Origin of the sequence: Thiohalobacter sp. IOR34 (assembly GCF_030406045.1) — a bacterium.
Classification (GTDB): domain Bacteria; phylum Pseudomonadota; class Gammaproteobacteria; order Thiohalobacterales; family Thiohalobacteraceae.
The window spans coordinates 2,214,041-2,230,676 of sequence record NZ_CP128988.1 but is presented as its reverse complement, the minus strand read 5'-3'; the positions used below and the strand labels follow the sequence as shown (position 1 = coordinate 2,230,676).

Annotated in this window: 14 protein-coding genes; 12 read left to right on the top strand and 2 right to left on the bottom strand. The window is 69.4% G+C overall.

The window, feature by feature from the left end; all coding sequences use genetic code 11:
- Positions 1–51: 51 nt before the first annotated feature.
- The gene (locus QVG61_RS10290; protein WP_289930546.1) at positions 52–741 is read right to left on the bottom strand and encodes a cytochrome b/b6 domain-containing protein; all 690 of its coding nucleotides are present in this window, start codon (positions 739–741) and stop codon (positions 52–54) included.
- Positions 738–1,262: a zinc ribbon-containing protein gene (locus QVG61_RS10285; RefSeq protein ID WP_289930545.1), complete on the bottom strand. Its 525-nt coding sequence runs from the start codon at positions 1,260–1,262 to the stop codon at positions 738–740. Before QVG61_RS10285 ends, QVG61_RS10290 begins: the two co-directional genes overlap by 4 nt.
- A gap of 835 nt (positions 1,263–2,097) precedes the next feature.
- On the opposite strand from QVG61_RS10285, the gene leuS reads away from it, so the two are divergent.
- The 12 genes from leuS (at position 2,098) to QVG61_RS10225 (ending at position 16,627) form a co-directional block, all read left to right on the top strand.
- Positions 2,098–4,686, top strand: a complete 2,589-nt coding sequence (leuS, locus tag QVG61_RS10280) for a leucine--tRNA ligase (protein WP_289930544.1) — start codon at positions 2,098–2,100, stop codon at positions 4,684–4,686.
- Positions 4,687–4,744: 58 nt separating this feature from the next.
- Positions 4,745–5,251: an LPS assembly lipoprotein LptE gene (gene lptE / locus QVG61_RS10275; protein WP_289930543.1), complete on the top strand. Its 507-nt coding sequence runs from the start codon at positions 4,745–4,747 to the stop codon at positions 5,249–5,251.
- A gap of 15 nt (positions 5,252–5,266) precedes the next feature.
- Positions 5,267–6,295, top strand: coding sequence for a DNA polymerase III subunit delta (gene holA, locus QVG61_RS10270; RefSeq protein ID WP_289930542.1), 1,029 nt, complete (start codon positions 5,267–5,269; stop codon positions 6,293–6,295).
- A gap of 59 nt (positions 6,296–6,354) precedes the next feature.
- Positions 6,355–7,638, top strand: coding sequence for a glutamate-5-semialdehyde dehydrogenase (locus QVG61_RS10265; protein ID WP_289930541.1), 1,284 nt, complete (start codon positions 6,355–6,357; stop codon positions 7,636–7,638).
- Positions 7,639–7,658: 20 nt separating this feature from the next.
- On the top strand, positions 7,659–8,324 hold the full coding sequence (gene nadD, locus QVG61_RS10260) for a nicotinate-nucleotide adenylyltransferase (protein WP_289930540.1): 666 nt from the start codon (positions 7,659–7,661) through the stop codon (positions 8,322–8,324).
- Complete coding sequence (gene rsfS / locus QVG61_RS10255; RefSeq protein WP_289930539.1) at positions 8,321–8,695, top strand: ribosome silencing factor; 375 nt, start codon at positions 8,321–8,323, stop codon at positions 8,693–8,695. Before nadD ends, rsfS begins: the two co-directional genes overlap by 4 nt.
- A 7-nt stretch (positions 8,696–8,702) precedes the next feature.
- Positions 8,703–9,173: a 23S rRNA (pseudouridine(1915)-N(3))-methyltransferase RlmH gene (gene rlmH, locus QVG61_RS10250; RefSeq protein ID WP_289930538.1), complete on the top strand. Its 471-nt coding sequence runs from the start codon at positions 8,703–8,705 to the stop codon at positions 9,171–9,173.
- Positions 9,174–9,505: 332 nt separating this feature from the next.
- The gene (locus QVG61_RS10245; RefSeq protein WP_289930537.1) at positions 9,506–10,099 is read left to right on the top strand and encodes a nucleoside triphosphate pyrophosphatase; all 594 of its coding nucleotides are present in this window, start codon (positions 9,506–9,508) and stop codon (positions 10,097–10,099) included.
- A 42-nt stretch (positions 10,100–10,141) separates the two neighbouring features.
- On the top strand, positions 10,142–11,587 hold the full coding sequence (rng, locus tag QVG61_RS10240; RefSeq protein ID WP_289930536.1) for a ribonuclease G: 1,446 nt from the start codon (positions 10,142–10,144) through the stop codon (positions 11,585–11,587).
- A gap of 15 nt (positions 11,588–11,602) precedes the next feature.
- A complete protein-coding gene (locus QVG61_RS10235; RefSeq protein WP_289930535.1) occupies positions 11,603–15,421 on the top strand; it encodes a YhdP family protein in 3,819 nt (1,272 codons plus the stop codon).
- A 34-nt stretch (positions 15,422–15,455) separates the two neighbouring features.
- Complete coding sequence (locus QVG61_RS10230) at positions 15,456–15,812, top strand: hypothetical protein (protein WP_289930534.1); 357 nt, start codon at positions 15,456–15,458, stop codon at positions 15,810–15,812.
- Positions 15,809–16,627, top strand: coding sequence for a carbon-nitrogen hydrolase family protein (locus tag QVG61_RS10225; RefSeq protein WP_289930533.1), 819 nt, complete (start codon positions 15,809–15,811; stop codon positions 16,625–16,627). The genes QVG61_RS10230 and QVG61_RS10225 overlap by 4 nt, the downstream gene beginning before the upstream one ends.
- The last annotated feature ends 9 nt before the right edge of the window (positions 16,628–16,636 follow it).

Here is a 16,636-nt window from a genome sequence, read left to right as displayed (position 1 = left end):
GTGGCCGGTCGGTACGCGGCTGCCCCAGTATGTATCAGCCGTGAGGATGGCTCATTGATCCGGATCAGTTGGGGGGTTATCGGGACCGACCCCGGGCGGGCGCCGCAGGGCCGAGAGGGGAACCCGCTGGATGCCGCCCGCCAGGGGTGTGGCTGGCTGGCCGAGGCGGAAGATGCGGTAGCCGTGGATCATGGCCGATACGTCGCTGTCGCCGCTCTTCAGGTCGTGGCAGAAGGCGGCCATCGGGTGGGCCAGGGCAAAGCCACCGATTGCCAGGGCGAGGGGCGCATGCAGGCCGGCCAGTTCGGCTCCCCAGTCCGGTCCGCCCTGCAGCCAGCCACTGGCCGCCTGCAGGGCCAGCAGCCCGAACAGCAGCAGGTAGAGTGGCGCCCACAGGGGATTGTGGGCATACCAGCGCGGCAGGGGTGTCCGGCCCAGACTGAGGTAGCAGCGCAAGGTGGCGAGCGCCCCGGCGAGCGTCCTCGCATCCGGCAGCAGATCGTGCCAGCCGGCGGCCGAGCGCGGCCGGCTGAACAGCAGATAGAGCCGCAGGCCGAGCGCCAGCAGCAGCACCCAGCCGAGCGCACGGTGGGTCTCCAGCGCCGCCGTCCGGTACTGCGCCACATGGGCGAGCAGCCAGCCGCTCAGCAGCATCCCCCAGGTCGAGGCCGCCAGCAGCCAGTGGCTGAGGCGCAGCGGGGCGGACCAGATCAGGCGCCGCTGCAGTGGGGCTGCGCTCATGCCTCGCCGGCGCGGCGGAACTCGGTGCCGCGGCACTTGGGGCAGGGCGGGATGTGGCCGGTATGATGGAAGTGCAGTTCTTCGCCGCAGGCGACACAGCGCAACACGCCCGGCCCGGTCACCTCGCCGGTGTGATAGGCGGCATTGGCCTGCATGCGGTCCTCGAACCGCTGCAGTTCGAGGCGGGTGCGGTCGGCGACGGTGAACAGCATCTCCAGCAACCGCTCCTCGACCCGTTCCACGTCGAAGCGCAGCCAGGCCGCCAGCTCGCTGCCGCTGCGGGCCAGGAAGTCGCCCGCCGCCTCCAGGTCACGGCGCAGCCAGGTGGCGATGCGCTCCGCCTCCTCGCGGCTCAGCTCGCCCAGCTCCACCGCCTTGTCCTGGGCAGCATGCAGGTTCTCCTCCAGGGTGGGGATGGCCTTCTCCTCGGCCTCCTCGATGGCCGCGCGCAGTCGCTCCATCATCCGGTTGTAGGCCTGGACCAGACGTTCGCCGGGTGAATTCTCTGGTTGATCGGTCATGACAGGTCACCATTGCAGGGATTCGCCTCCAGTGTGGTGCATCCGGCTGGCGAAGGGAAGGTGCGCAAAACACGGGGGAGGATAGGGCCACGGAATCCACCAGACCCACGCAAATGATCCAGGTATTAACCCGGATATTGCACCAAGGCGGCGCGCATGGTCGGCGTGCAGGCTGGTAAATGGGGCGGGAACTCGTAACCCGGCTTTGTGCCTGTTCGATCGACCCCGGCCATTGCCCGCCGTGGATCTCCCCGATCGCGGCCTGGAGACCGCTCCTACGGGGCATGGCGGCACAATGTGTTGTCGCAGGAGCGGTCTCCAGGCCGCGATCGAGGCGCAAGGGGTATCCCCCATCCCGCCACCCCGGCCCACGGAGCCTGCCTTGGTGCAATATGCGGGCTAAGTCCGACAGGCTGTTATTAACCCGGCAGCCAAATATGCCGTGTTCAGGGCTTCAGGCCTGTTCCGGGACAAGGCGCGGCCCGCCGGCAAGGGTCGGTCTCCTTGTCAAGGGCCGGAACGCCGGACCGGGACAGGCCTGAAGCCCCGGTCATTCCATGATTCAATGGGTTCGGCCGCCGTGTGCCTGCCTGCGGACGGCGTTATCGAACCTTGCCGTAGGCATGCTACGGCGGCGTTTCGATGCCTTGCCGCAGGCAGGCACACGGCGGCTGAACACGGCATATTTGGTTGCCGGGTTAATAATAATGTTTTCCCGTGGGTTCCGTGGATTCCGTGGCCATCCCGACCCTCTCCGGCCGCGCTCGGACTGTTACCGCGCCGGCGGCTGGGGTATCCTCCCGCTCTTGTTCGGCAAGCCTGACTGATCCCCGAGATGGACGAATTCTACGACCCGCAAGCGATCGAGACCGCGGTGCAGCGCGGCTGGGAGGAACAGGACGCATTCCGCGCCCTGGAGGACCCGGAGCGCGAGCCCTTCTACTGCCTGTCCATGTTCCCCTATCCCAGCGGGCGGCTGCACATGGGCCATGTGCGCAACTACACCATCGGCGACGTGATCGCCCGCTACCAGCGCATGCAGGGCAAGAACGTGCTGCAGCCCATGGGCTGGGACGCCTTCGGCCTGCCGGCCGAGAACGCCGCCATGCAGAACAGGGTGCCGCCGGCGCAGTGGACCTACAAGAACATCGACTACATGCGCGAGCAGTTGAAAAGGCTCGGTTTCGGCTACGACTGGTCGCGCGAGATCGCCACCTGCCGGCCCGAGTACTACCGCTGGGAGCAATGGTTCTTCACCCAGCTGTTCGAGAAGGGACTGGTCTACAAGAAGATGGCCACGGTCAACTGGGATCCGGTCGACCAGACGGTGCTGGCCAACGAACAGGTGATCGACGGCCGTGGCTGGCGTTCCGGGGCGCTGGTGGAACGGCGCGAGATCCCGCAGTGGTTCATGAAGATCACCGCCTATGCCGACGAGCTGCTGGAGGGTCTCGACCGCCTCGACGGCTGGCCCGAGGCGGTGCGCACCATGCAGCGCAACTGGATCGGCCGCTCCGAGGGCCTGGAGCTGGAGTTCGCCATCGAGGGCCGTGACGACAGCCTCACCGTGTTCACCACCCGGCCCGATACCCTGATGGGCGTGAGCTATGTCGCGGTCGCCGCCGAGCACCCCCTGGCGCAGGCCGCGGCGCAGAACAATCCGGAACTGGCCGCCTTCCTCGATGAGTGCCGCGCCACCGAGACCAGCGAGGCGGCGCTGGAGACCATGGAGAAAAAGGGTATGGCCACCGGCCTCAGCGCCCTGCACCCCGTCAGCGGCGAGCCGGTGCCGGTGTGGGTCGCCAATTTCGTGCTCATGGGCTACGGCACCGGCGCGGTGATGGCGGTGCCGGCCCACGACCAGCGGGACTTCGAGTTCGCGCAAAAATACGGTCTGCCCATCAAGCAGGTGGTCTTCCCGGCCGACGGTTCCGAGGCCGATGTCAGCGAGGCGGCCTGGACCGAAAAGGGCGTGCTGAAGCACTCCGGGCCCTTCGACGGGCTCGACTTCCAGGGCGCCTTCGACGCCATCGCCGGGTATGTGGAACAACGCGGCCGCGGCCGGCGCACCGTCAACTACCGGCTGCGCGACTGGGGGGTGTCGCGGCAGCGTTACTGGGGTTGCCCCATCCCCATCGTCAATTGTCCCGAGTGCGGCGCCGTGCCGGTGCCCGAGGATCAACTGCCGGTGGTGCTGCCGGAGGACGTCGAGTTCGACGGCAGCGGCTCGCCGCTCAAGAAGCTGCGTGCGTTCATCGAAACCAGCTGCCCGAAATGCGGCGGCGCGGCCGAGCGCGAGACCGACACCTTCGATACCTTCATGGAATCTTCCTGGTATTACGCCCGCTACTGCTCGGCCGACAACGACCAGGCCATGCTGGACGAGCGCGCCGACCACTGGCTGCCGGTGGACCAGTACATCGGCGGTATCGAGCACGCCATCCTGCATCTGCTCTATGCCCGCTTCTATCACAAGCTGCTGCGCGACAAAGGCCTGGTGAAGAGCGACGAGCCCTTCACCCGGCTGCTGACCCAGGGCATGGTGGTGGCCGAGACTTATTACCGGCTGGACGAGCGGGGCCAGAAGGTCTGGTTCAATCCGGCCGAGGTCGAGGTGGAACGCGATGCCAAGGGCCGGGTGACGGGTGCACGCCTCAAGGCCGACGGGGCGCCGGTCGAGGTCGGCGGCATCGAGAAGATGTCCAAGTCCAAGAACAACGGCGTCGATCCGCAGCTGCTCATCGACCGCTACGGCGCCGATACCGTGCGCCTGTTCACCATGTTCGCCGCGCCGCCCGATCAGTCGCTGGAGTGGTCAGACGCCGGTGTGGAGGGCGCCTTCCGCTTCCTCAAGCGGCTGTGGAAGATGGTTGCGGCCCATGTCGCCGGCGGTCCGGTTCCGGTCCTGGATACGGCCGCCCTGGACGATGCGCAGAAGGCGCTGCGCCGTCAGACCCATCAGACCATCGTCAAGGTGAGCGACGACCTCGGCCGGCGCCAGACCTTCAATACCGCCATCGCCGCGGTGATGGAGCTGGTCAACGCCATCGGCCGCTTCGACGATGCCGGCGGCGCCGGTCGGGCCGTGCGTCAGGAGGCGCTGGAGACGGTGGTGCTGCTGCTCGCGCCCATCGTGCCCCACGTCTGCCACGAACTCTGGCGCGCGCTGGGTCATGAGGATGCGGTGGTCGATGCCGCCTGGCCGAAGGCCGACGCCTCGGCGCTGACGCAGGAGAGCGTGCAGCTCGTGGTGCAGGTCAACGGCAAGGTGCGCGCCCGCATCGAGGTGCCGGCCAATGCCGACCGGGCGGCGGTGGAGGCGGCGGCCCGGGCCGATGCCAACGTGCAGCGTTTCCTGGAGGGCAAGACGCTGCGCAAGGTCATCGTCGTGCCCGGCAAGCTGGTGAACCTGGTTGCCAACTGAATCGCCGGCGGCTACCGTGGCTCCAGGCTTGGGCCAGCGTCCGAGGAGAACCCGATCCGTGAATGCTCCAATCTTCCACCGCCGCCTCTGGCCGCTGCTGCTGGCCGTGCTGCTGCTCGCTGGCTGCGGTTTCCATCTGCGCGGGGCGGTGGCCCTGCCGCCCGCCATGCAGAAGATCGCCGTCAAGGGTATCGGCCCCTATGCGCCCCTGGGGCGGGAGATCCGCCGTGGCCTGCGCAGCGCCGGGGCCGAGGTGGTGGAGGATCCGGCCGCGGCCACGGCGGTGCTGAGGATTCTGCGCAACGAGGCGCCGCGGCGGGTACTGTCGGTGCAGGCCACCGGCAAGGTGCAGGAATACGAGTTGCTGCAGATCCTCGATTTCAGCGTGCAGGACGCGGCCGGCCGGCTGCTGCTGTCGCGCCAGCATCTGGAGCTGAGCCGTGCCTATCTGTACGACGCCAACGATCCGCTGGGCAAGGGCAGCGAGGAGGCGGCGATCCGCGCCGACATGCGGCGCGATCTGGTCCAGCTGCTGCTGCTGCGCCTCCAGGCACGGGGGCGCTGAGCCCGGTCGCCCGGCATGCAGGTCCGCCCCGAACAGCTTGCCACCCGTCTCGAACAGGGGCTGGCGCCGGTCTATCTGGTCCATGGTGACGAGCCGCTGCTGGTGCAGGAGGCCTGTGACGCGATCCGCGCCGCGGCGCGTGGCCAGGGCTATGCCGAACGCGAGGTCTTCCAGGTCGAGCAGGGTTTCGAGTGGGGACGGCTGCTGGAGGCGGCCAACGCCCTGTCGCTGTTCGCGGAACGGCGCATCCTGGAACTGCGCCTGCCCGGCGGCAAGCCGGGCAAGGAGGGCGGCGAGGCGCTGCGTGCCTATGCCGGCCGCCCCGCCGAGGACACCCTGCTGCTGGTGATCTGCGGCAAGCTGGAGCCGGCCCAGCGCAAGGCGAAATGGTATCAGGCCCTGGACGAGGCCGGGGTCTCGGTGCAGGTCTGGCCGGTGGATGCCGCCCGCCTGCCGGCCTGGATACGCCAGCGCATGCAGGGTCGCGGCCTGCGGCCGAGCGCGGCCGCCGCCCAGCTCCTCGCCGAGCGGGTCGAGGGCAATCTGCTGGCCGCGGCGCAGGAGATCGACAAGCTGGCCCTGCTGCACCAGGGCGAGGTGGACGTCGATGCGGTGGCGGCGGCGGTGGCGGACAGCGCCCGTTTCGACATCTTCGGGCTGGTGGATGCCGCCCTGGCCGGCGAGGCCGGTCGCTGCCTGCGCATGCTCGCCGGCCTGCGCGGCGAGGGTGTGGAGCCGGTGCTGGTGGTCTGGGCCCTGGCCCGCGAGCTGCGCGCCCTGGCCGGCATGGCCCGCGAGCTGGCGGGGGGGGGCTCGACCGCGAGCGTGATGGCCAGCCACCGGGTGTGGAAGAACCGCCAGCCGCTGGTGGCCAAGGGGCTGGCCCGCTACCGGCCCGCGGCCTGGCAGGCGCTGCTCGGCAAGTGTGCCGAGATCGACCGCATCGTCAAGGGCCAGGCGCCGGGCAGGCCCTGGGACGAGCTGGTACAATTGTGTCTCGGCATGGCCGGTCGCCCGCTGGGCCTGGCGCCGCGCCGGCCCTGAGCGCCCGCCCTGCCGCAAGCGCATTCCCTCTAAGCCGAGCACGAATGACACGAAACGACATGAACGCAACGCCGGACAATCTGGACCTGGACGTCGTGGCCTACATGCAGGCGGTCGGCCGCCGGGCGCGGGCCGCGGCGCGTGACATGGCGCGGGCCGAGACCGGCGCCAAGAATGCCGCTCTGCTGGCCATGGCCGCGGCCCTGGAGGCGACGCGTGAGACGCTCAAGGCCGAGAATGCCCGTGACCTGGAGGCCGGGCGTGCCCGCGGCCTGGACGCGGCCCTGCTCGACCGGCTGACGCTGACCGACGCGCGCATCGACGCCATGGCCGAAGGCCTGCGCCAGGTGGCCGCCCTGGCCGATCCGGTGGGCAGCATCAGCGATCTCAACTACCGCCCCAGCGGCATCCAGGTGGGCCGCATGCGCGTCCCCCTGGGGGTGATCGGCATCATCTACGAGTCGCGGCCCAACGTCACCGCCGATGCCGCGGCGCTGTGCCTGAAGTCCGGCAATGCCGCCATCCTGCGCGGCGGCTCCGAGGCCATCCATTCCAACCAGGCCATCGCCGCCTGCATCCGCAGCGGCCTGGAACAGGCCGGCCTGCCGCTGGAGGCGGTGCAGGTGATCGAGACCACCGACCGTGCCGCGGTCGGCGAGCTGCTGCGCATGCAGGACTGCGTCGACGTCATCGTGCCGCGCGGCGGCAAGGGGCTGATCGAGCGCGTCACCGCCGAGTCGCGGGTGCCGGTGATCAAGCACCTGGACGGCATTTGCCATGTCTACATCGATGCCGACGCCGATCTGGACAAGGCGGTGCGGGTGGCCGTGAATGCCAAGACCCAGCGCTTCGGCACCTGCAACACCATGGAGACCCTGCTGGTCGATGCGGCGGTTGCCGCCGAGGTGCTGCCGCGGCTGGAGGGGCCCTACCGCGAGGCCGGCGTCGAGCTGCGCGGCTGCGAGCGCACCCGGCAGATCCTCAGGGATGCCGTGCCGGCCAGCGAGGAGGACTGGGACACCGAATACCTGGCGCCCATCCTCTCGATCCGCGTGGTCGATGGCCTGGATGCCGCCATCGAGCATATTGCCCGTCACAGCTCCCAGCACACCGAGAGCATCGTCACCGAGAACTACAGCCGGGCACGGCGCTTCCTGCGCGAGGTCGATTCCAGCTCGGTGATGGTCAACGCCTCGACCCGTTTTGCCGATGGCTTCGAGTACGGGCTCGGCGCCGAGATCGGCATCAGCACCGACAAGCTGCACGCCCGTGGGCCGGTGGGCCTGGAGGGCCTGACCAGCCAGAAATTCATCGTGCTCGGCGACGGTCACATCCGCCAGTGAGCCTGCTGCGGCCCGCCTGAATGATCGGCATCTACGGCGGCACCTTCGACCCCGTCCATTTCGGCCATCTGCGTACCGCGCTGGAGGTGGCCGAGCTGCTGGAGCTGGATGAGCTGCGGCTGCTGCCGGCCGGTCGGCCACCGCACCGGCCGCCACCGCAGGCCACCACCGCCCAGCGGTTGCAGATGCTGCGCCTGGCGCTGGCCGGTCAGGCCCGCCTCGGCCTCGACCCGCGTGAGCTGCAGCGGCCGGGACCTTCCTACATGGTCGACACCCTGGCCTCGTTGCGTGCCGAGCTGGGAACACGGCCCTTGGCGTTGATCCTTGGCCAGGACGCCTTCCTCGGCCTCGACCGCTGGCACCGCTGGCGCGAGCTGCCCGACCTGGCCCACCTGGTGGTGATGACCCGTCCCGGCGGCGACTGGCCGCAGGGCGGCGAGCTGGGGGCGCTGTTCGAGGCGCGGCGCAGCCAAGACCCGGCCGCGCTGCGCGCGGCAGCGGCCGGCCGCATCTGGTGCTGCCCGGTGCGGCAGCTGGAGATATCCGCCAGCGGCATCCGCGCCCTGTGCGCGGCCGGGCGCAGTCCGCGTTATCTGTTGCCGGATGCCGTGCTGGGCTACATCGAGGCCGAGGGCCTGTATCAAGATTCACAAGGCCGGGAGATGCCGGCAGGAGAGAGCGAGTGACATCCCATCCGGACAGCGAACAACTGAAGGCGCTGGTGGTCGAGGCGCTGGAGGCGCTCAAGGCGCAGGACATCTGTGTCCTGGAGGTCGGCGAGTTTACCTCGGTCGCCGACTACATGATCATCGCCAGCGGTAGCTCCGACCGCCACGTCAAGGCCCTGGCCGACAACGTGGTGGAGAAGGCCAAGCAGGCCGGCGTGCCGCCGCTCGGCGTCGAGGGCGAGGCCGGCAGCGAGTGGGTGCTGGTCGATCTGGGCGACGTCATCGTCCATGTCATGCGGCCCCAGACCCGCGCCTTCTACAACCTGGAGAAGCTCTGGTCGATGGGTGGCGAGGAAGAGGTGGTGCCGTCCGGCGAGGGCGGGGCCTGAGCGGCCGGTGCGCATCCGGCTGATCGCCGTCGGCCGGCGCATGCCCGATTGGGTGACGGCCGGCTACCAGGAGTATGCGCGTCGCCTGCCGCGCGAGTGCGCCCTGGAACTGATCGAGATCGCGCCCGGACACCGTGGCCGCAAGGCGGACGTGAGGCGCATCCTGCAGGAGGAAGGGGAACGCATGCTGGCCGCCATCCCCCGTGGTTCGCGGGTGATCGCCCTGGAGGTCGGGGGGCGGCCCTGGAGTACCCCGCAGCTGGCCGAGCGCCTCGGTGACTGGCTGGCCGGCGGCCAGGACATCGCCCTGCTGGTCGGTGGGCCGGAGGGGCTGGATCCGGCCTGCCGGGCGCGCGCCGACGAGCAGTGGTCGCTGTCGCCCCTGACACTGCCACATCCCCTGGTGCGGGTGCTGCTCGCCGAGCAGCTGTACCGGGCCTGGAGCCTGCGCGCCGGCCATCCCTATCACCGGGCCTAGCTAGCCCGGAGTCTGTCGGACTCAGGACCAATCTACTGCGCTGATGGGAGGACGGCCCGAATTCCCCCGATTTCTCGTTGCGTAGGCACACTCTGCGCCTCGAAATCGTGAAAATTTGTGCTTGCTTTCCCGCAATGCTCGCTACGATCGCCTGAATCCGGCAGACTCCTGGGGGCTGTTGACATCACGCCAATCGCGGCCTGGAGGCCGCTCCTACCAGGGTGCCGCCATGCCCCGTAGGAGCGGCCTCCAGGCCGCGATGGGGGACTGCCTGTCATCTGCCCTTCGCGTTATAGTCGGGGGTGATTTGCAGTGTATGGGGAGCGGCACGCATGACCGCCATCTATCTCGCTTCCGCCTCGCCGCGGCGGCGTGAACTGCTGGAACAGATCGGGGTCGAATACCGACTGATCCACGCCGCCATCGACGAGACACCGCGGCCCGCCGAGGCGCCTGCGGAGCTGGTGCAGCGCCTGGCCCTGGCCAAGGCGCGCGCCGGGCTGGCGGTCAAGGGGCATGTCGATCCGCTGCCGGTGCTGGGGGCGGATACCCTGGTGGTGCTGGATGACCGGGTGCTCGGCAAGCCGGCCGACGCGGCCGCGGCGGATGCCATGCTGGCGGCGCTGTCCGGGCGCAGCCACGAGGTGCTGAGCGCTGTCGCCCTGGTCGATGCCGGGCGTGAGCGGCAGGCCCTTTCCGCCAGCCGGGTGTGGTTTCGCGACATCACGCCGGCCGAGCGGGCCGCCTACTGGGCCAGCGGTGAACCCGCCGACAAGGCCGGTGGCTACGCCATTCAGGGCCTGGGCGCGTTGTTCGTGGCCCGCCTGGAGGGGAGCTATTCCGGCGTCATGGGGCTGCCGCTGTTCGAGACGGCCCGACTATTGCAAGAATTCGATATTCATCCACTGGCCCCGGGCGCGGCGTGAAGGCCGTGGAGGCGGCCGTCCGCAGGCTGGAAAGCAGATATCATGAGTGAGGAAATACTGGTCAACGTCACCCCGCAGGAGACCCGCGTCGCGGTGGTGGAGAACGGCGTGCTGCAGGAGGTGCTGATCGAACGCGCCCGCTGCCGCGGCCTGGTGGGCAACATCTACAAGGGCGTGGTGTGCCGGGTGCTGCCCGGCATGCAGGCGGCCTTCGTCGATGCCGGACTGGAGCGGGCCGCCTTCCTGCATGCCTCGGACATCGCCAGCGGCGGTCAGGACGACGAGCGCGGCACCATCTCCCAGCTGCTGCGCGAGGGCCAGGAACTGCTGGTGCAGGTGATCAAGGATCCGCTGGGTACCAAGGGCGCGCGCCTCACCACCCACATCACCATTCCCTCCCGCTACCTGGTGTTCATGCCGCATGCCGGCAACCTCGGCGTGTCGCAGAAGATCGAGGACGAGGCCGAGCGACAGCGCCTGAAGGGGATCATCGCCGAGGGCGCCGAGGCCGATCACGGCTACATCGTGCGCACCGCCGCCGAGGGGGTGGATGCCGATGCGTTGCGTGCCGACATGCAGTTCCTCAACCGCTTGTGGACCTCGATCGGCGAGCGGGCGCGCAGTGTCGGCGCCGGCGGCATCGTCCACGAGGACCTGCCGCTGGTGTCGCGGGTGCTGCGCGACCTGGTCGGCAGCGAGGTGGAGAAGGTGCGCATCGACTCGCGCGAGACCTTCCAGCGTCTGCAGCAATTCGCGGCCGACTTCGTGCCGGAGATCCGTGACCAGCTGGAGTACTATCCGGGCGAGCGGCCGATCTTCGACCTGTACGGGGTCGAGGACGAGATCCAGAAGGCCCTGGAACGCAAGGTGCAGCTCAAGTCCGGTGGCTACCTGATCATCGATCAGACCGAGGCGATGACCACCATCGACGTCAACACCGGTGCCTATGTAGGCCATCGCAATCTGGAAGAGACCATCTTCAAGACCAACCTGGAGGCGGCCCAGGCCATCGCCCGCCAGCTCAGGCTGCGCAACCTCGGCGGCATCATCATCATCGACTTCATCGACATGCAGGACGAGGAGCACAAGCGCCAGGTGCTGCGGGCCCTGGAAAAGAGCCTGGAACGGGATCATGCCAAGAGTCACATCAGCGAGGTTTCCAGCCTGGGGCTGGTGCAGATGACGCGCAAGCGCACCCGCGAGAGCCTGGGACACGTCCTCTGCGAGGCCTGCCCGACCTGCGGTGGCCGCGGTTCGCTGAAGACGCCGGAGACCGTGGTCTACGAGATCTTCCGCGAGATCCTGCGCGAGGCGCGGCAGTTCGATGCCCAGCAGCTGCTGGTGCTGGCCTCCCAGGAGGTCGTCGATCTGCTGCTGGACGAGGAGTCGACCAGCCTCGCCGAGCTGGAGACCTTCATCGGCAAGCCGATCAAGTTTCAGGTCGAGTCCCTCTACACCCAGGAACAGTACGATGTGGTGCTGATGTAGCCCGCATCCCCCTCCATGCTTCGCCGTTTCCTGTTATTCCTCTGGTACAGCAGCGCCGGGCTGGTGATCGGCCTCGCCCTGCTGCTCAGTCTGGCACGGATCGCCATGCCGCTGCTGGAGGGCTACAAGGCGCAGCTGGAGGCCTGGCTGCATGCGCGCAGCGGACTGGTGGTGCATATCGAGCAGATGGATCTCGGCTGGCGCGGCATGGGGCCCACCCTGCGCCTGATCGGCGCCCGGCTGCAGGGTCCGGAGGGTGAGGAGGCGCTGCTCGAGGTCGGCGAGCTGGAGATCGGCGTCGATCTCTGGGTGTTGCTGCGCCGCCAGGCGCTGGTCACCACCGCCATCGCCCTGAAGAGGGCGCAGCTGACCCTGGAGCGGCGTCCCGACGGTCGCTGGGGGCTGGCCGGTCTGCAGCCCGCGGCCCGGGCCGATCCGCTGGGCCTGCTGCTGCAGCAGCCGCTGGTCGAGCTGGAGGAGGTGGAGCTGCGCATCCAGGACCGTTTCGGCAGCCTGCCGGAGAGTTATTTCCGCCAGCTGCGGGCCCGGCTGCGCAACCGCGGTCCCCGCCATCAGCTGAATGCCGAGTTCGATCTGCCCGAGGGTCTAGGCAGACACATGACCCTGGCCGCCGATCTGGTTGCCGTGAGGGAACGGCCGGGGGGGCTGCGCGGCCGCTTCTATCTGGGCAGCGAGGGACTGTTCCTGCGCCACTGGCTGCAGCCCATGCAGCCGCGCGGCCTGCAGGCCGGCGGCGTGCTCGACATCCGCCTCTGGGGCGATATCGAGGACGGGGCGCTGAGGCGACTGCGCGGCCAGGGGCGCATCGAACTGCCCGAGTTGCGCGACGCCCGCGAACCCTTGCCGTTGTTCGCCGCCAGCCGGGTGCAGACCGATTTCGACTGGCGGCACGAGGCCGACGGCTGGATGCTGGATCTCGACCGGCTGCGGCTCAACTGGGCCGACCATGTCTGGCCGGACAGCCATGCGGCACTGCGTTACCGCGTCCTGGGCAAGGATCGGTTCGGGCTGCAGCTCAGTGCCGGTTACCTCGAGATCGCCCCCTTGCGGCCTCTGATCGCCCGCCTGCTGCCGCTCACTGCCGAGCAGCGGGCGATGCTCGACGGGCTGCGCCCGCGCGGCGCCCTGCATGGCCTGAAGCTGGCCTTCGAACAGGCCGAGGGGCGGCCGGAGGGGCTGCTGTTCCGTACCGCCTTCCAGGGGGTGGCGGTCGATGCCTGGGAATCCCTGCCCGGCGTGCAGGGACTGAGCGGCCTGCTGGAGGGTGGCCCGGAGCGCGGCCGTCTGGTGCTCGACAGCCGTGGCGTCGGGCTGGACATGCCGCGCCTGTTCCCCGGCCCGCTGCGCATCGAGACGCTGCGCGGTGCTCTCGACTGGCGGCGTTATGCCGACCGCCTGCGCCTGGACAGCCCTTCGCTGGAACTGGCCACGGCGGACCTCTCGACCCTGAGCCGGCTGCGTATCGACCTGCCGGGGGACGGCGGACCTCCCTGGCTGGATCTGCAGACCGCCGTGCTGCACGGCGAGGTGGGCGCCGTCGGTCGCTATCTGCCGGCGCGGGTCATGTCGCCACGGGCCGTGGCCTGGCTGAACCGTGCCCTGGTCGGTGGCGAGATCAGTTCCGGTGGCCTGATCTTCTTTGGCCGGCCGACCGATTTCCCTTTCCGCCAGGGGCAGGGGCGGATGGAGGTCCGCCTCAACGTGGCCGACGGCGTGCTCGACTACAGGCCGGAGTGGCACCGCATCGAGGCTATCGAGGCCGAGGTGGCCTTCCTCGACGACCGTATGGCGATCGATGCCGTCTCGGCCAAGATCCTCGATGTCGATCTGAGCCGGGTGCAGGTCGGCATCGAACACCTGGGCCGGTCACGGCTGCAGGCCGAAGGCCACGCCCAGGGGCCCCTGGCCAGCATGCTGCGCTTCGTGCGCGAGAGTCCCCTCGCCGACCGCGGCTATCCGCTGGCCGAGCTGGAGGGCCGGGGAGCGGCGGCCCTCGATATCCGTCTCGATATCCCGCTGCGCAAGAGTCACGGCCAGCACCTGGGGGTCGACGGCCGCCTCAGGCTGGATGGCAACCGGCTGGCGTTCAGACGCTGGGAGCTGGCCCTGGATGACCTCAAGGGTCGGTTGCACTTCACCGAGCGGGGGCTTCGCGCCGAGGCCATCGAGGGCCGCCTGTGGGAGACGCCGGTGCGCCTGGCCATCGACGAGCGGCAGCTCGAGGGTGCGCCTTTCACCCGGGTCGAGCTGCAGGGCCGGCTGCCGCTGGTCGAGCGGCTCCGCCAGCAGCCGCTGCCCCTGTGGCGCCACCTCGCCGGGCGGGCCGACTGGCGGGTGCAGGTGGACGTGCATCCGGCAGCGGCCGGACGCCCGGCCGTCAACCGGCTGTCGCTGGCCTCCGACCTGCGCGGCATTGGCGTCGATCTGCCGGCGCCGCTCGGCAAGGTCGCCGAGGCGGCGCGCGGTTTCCGCCTCGACACGGTGCTCGAGGACCACAGCCCGGGGCCGCTGCGGATCAGCTATGGGCCGCACAGCGCCGCGCTGCGGCTGGCCGACGGCGAGGGCCCGTTGCGCATCGAGCGTGGCCGGCTGCTGTTCAATGCCGGGCCGGCGGCCCTGCCGGAGAAACCCGTCCTCTATCTCGGTGGCCGCCTGGCGCGTTTCGACCTGGACGAGTGGCGGCCACTGCTGGGTGGGGACTCGACGGGTGGCAGCCCCTTTGCCGAGCTGCGGCGGGTGCAGCTGGAGATCGCCGAGCTGGAACTCTTCGGCCGTCGCTTTCGCGAGCAGGGGATCCAGGCCCGGCGCGAGGCCACGGGCTGGCAGGTGACCCTCGAGGGCGCGGATGCCGCCGGCAGCCTGTTCCTGCCCCAGCCGCTGCAGGGCGGCACCCTGCGCCTCGACATGCAGCGCCTGTCCCTGCGTCGCGCCGAGGCGGCCGCGGCGCAGGCGGACAAGGTGGTGCCGGACGAGTTGCCGGCACTGGAGGCCGAGATCCGGCATTTCGTCTATCAGGACCACGACCTGGGCGAGGTCCGCGTGAGGACCCGGCCCATTCCCCAGGGCATGCAGGTCGAGCAGATGGAGATCCGGGCCGACTGGATCCAGCTGCAGGCCAGCGGCCAGTGGACCCGGGTCGCCGGCGAGGATGCCTCGCGCTTCAAGGTCAGGCTGACCGCCGAGGATCTGGGCCGGCTGCTGGAGAACATTGGCTTCGGCGACGGTATCCAGGGGGGGCGCACCGAGGCCGAGATCAGCGCCAACTGGCCAGGGGCGCCGACCGAGTTCTCGTTGCCGGCCATGGAGGGGACCCTGGACATCCGCATCGGCAAGGGCTACCTCACCAAGCTGGAACCGGGTGCGGGGCGGATCTTCGGCCTGCTCAGCCTGCAGGCCATCCCGCGGCGGCTGACTCTGGACTTCGGTGACCTGTTCAAGAAGGGGTTCGCCTTCGACAGCATCGAGGGCCACTTCACGATCATCGATTCCGATGCCTACACCAACGACCTGACCATCGAGGGGCCCTCGGCACGGATCGAGATCTCCGGCCGTACCGGCCTGGCGGCCCGCGACTACGATCAGCTGGTGACGGTGGTGCCGCATGTGCGTTCCGGCCTGCCCATCGCCGGGGCGCTGGCCGGCGGGCCGGCGGTCGGCGCTGCCCTGTTCCTCGCCGACCGCCTCCTCGGCCGGCAACTGGAGGGACTGGCCCGCTATCAGTACACGGTGACCGGCAGTTGGGACGATCCCCGGTTCGTGCGCCTCGAAGCGGACGGCGCCGAGTCGCCCCCGTCCCCACCGGGACCGCGCTGAGCGCCGCCGCCGGGCTTTGTGGTATGCTGGAAAGATGAAGAAATTTATGCTGTTGGCGGCCCTCTTCGGGCCGGTGTCCAGCGTCGCCGATCCGCTTTCCTTCAGTTTGTCCGCCGAGGTCTGGGCGCGTCCCAGGCAGGGGGAGGCTCTGGTGCGTATCGAGCCCCTGCGCCAGGCGGTGGCGGCGCTTGACGCCGAACCCGGGCGTCGCCTGCTGCTGCACCATCCGGGGGGTGAGGAAGGCGGACTCTGGGCCCACCAGTTGCGTGGCTGGCTGGTGGCCCTGGGCGTGCCCTCGGCGCGCATCGAGCTGCTGCCGGGCGGGGTGGAGGCCGCGGCCCTGCGCCTGGAGGTGGTCGACGGCGAGAACAAGGAGAACCAGATACCATGACACAGGTCGCTGCGATCCAGATGGCCTCGGGGCCGAATGTCAGCGCCAACCTGCTCGAGGCCGAGCGGCTGATGGCGGAAGCGGCCAAGGCGGGTGCCGAGCTCATCGTCCTGCCCGAGAACTTTGCCCTGATGGGCATGGACGAGAGTGACAAGGTGGAGATCCGCGAGGCCGACGGCGGCGGTCAGATTCAGGATTTTCTCGCCCAGCAGGCGCGTCAGCTGGGGGTCTGGGTGGTCGGTGGCACCGTGCCACTGGAGGCCGCAGATGCGCACAAGGTGCGCGCCGCCTGCCTGCTCTACGACGATCGCGGCGAGCGAGTGGCGCGTTACGACAAGCTGCACCTGTTCGATGTCGAGGTGCCGGAGATCGGCGAGAGATACACCGAGTCCGAGACCATCGAGGCGGGCGAGGAGGTCAGGGTGGTCGACACCCCCTTCGGCCGGCTCGGCCTGGCGGTGTGCTACGATCTGCGCTTTCCGGAGCTGTTCCGCGCCATGATCGACCAGGGCATGGAACTGCTCGCCGTGCCCTCCGCCTTCACTGCCATCACCGGCAAGGCGCACTGGGAGACACTGGTCCGGACCCGGGCCATCGAGAATCTGTGCTACGTCATCGCCGCCAACCAGGGCGGCTACCATGTCAACGGCCGCGAGACCCACGGTGACTCCATGGTGGTCGATCCCTGGGGCAACGTCGTAGGGCGGCTGACGCGCGGCACCGGCGCGGTCCAGGCACAGATCGATCTCGGCCAGCTGCAGGCCACCCGGCGGCACTTTCCCAGCCTCGAACACCGGCGGCTCAGCTGCCGCTGAACGCGGCAC

Bases quoted from the DNA above. Each gene is read 5' to 3' on its own strand.
- QVG61_RS10290 (WP_289930546.1), bottom strand. From the start codon at position 741: ATGAGCGCAGCCCCACTGCAGCGGCGCCTGATCTGGTCCGCCCCGCTG.
- QVG61_RS10285 (WP_289930545.1), bottom strand. From the start codon at position 1,262: ATGACCGATCAACCAGAGAATTCACCCGGCGAACGTCTGGTCCAGGCC.
- leuS (WP_289930544.1), top strand. From the start codon at position 2,098: ATGGACGAATTCTACGACCCGCAAGCGATCGAGACCGCGGTGCAGCGC.
- holA (WP_289930542.1), top strand. From the start codon at position 5,267: ATGCAGGTCCGCCCCGAACAGCTTGCCACCCGTCTCGAACAGGGGCTG.
- QVG61_RS10265 (WP_289930541.1), top strand. From the start codon at position 6,355: ATGAACGCAACGCCGGACAATCTGGACCTGGACGTCGTGGCCTACATG.
- nadD (WP_289930540.1), top strand. From the start codon at position 7,659: ATGATCGGCATCTACGGCGGCACCTTCGACCCCGTCCATTTCGGCCAT.
- QVG61_RS10245 (WP_289930537.1), top strand. From the start codon at position 9,506: ATGACCGCCATCTATCTCGCTTCCGCCTCGCCGCGGCGGCGTGAACTG.
- rng (WP_289930536.1), top strand. From the start codon at position 10,142: ATGAGTGAGGAAATACTGGTCAACGTCACCCCGCAGGAGACCCGCGTC.
- QVG61_RS10235 (WP_289930535.1), top strand. From the start codon at position 11,603: ATGCTTCGCCGTTTCCTGTTATTCCTCTGGTACAGCAGCGCCGGGCTG.
- QVG61_RS10230 (WP_289930534.1), top strand. From the start codon at position 15,456: ATGAAGAAATTTATGCTGTTGGCGGCCCTCTTCGGGCCGGTGTCCAGC.
- QVG61_RS10225 (WP_289930533.1), top strand. From the start codon at position 15,809: ATGACACAGGTCGCTGCGATCCAGATGGCCTCGGGGCCGAATGTCAGC.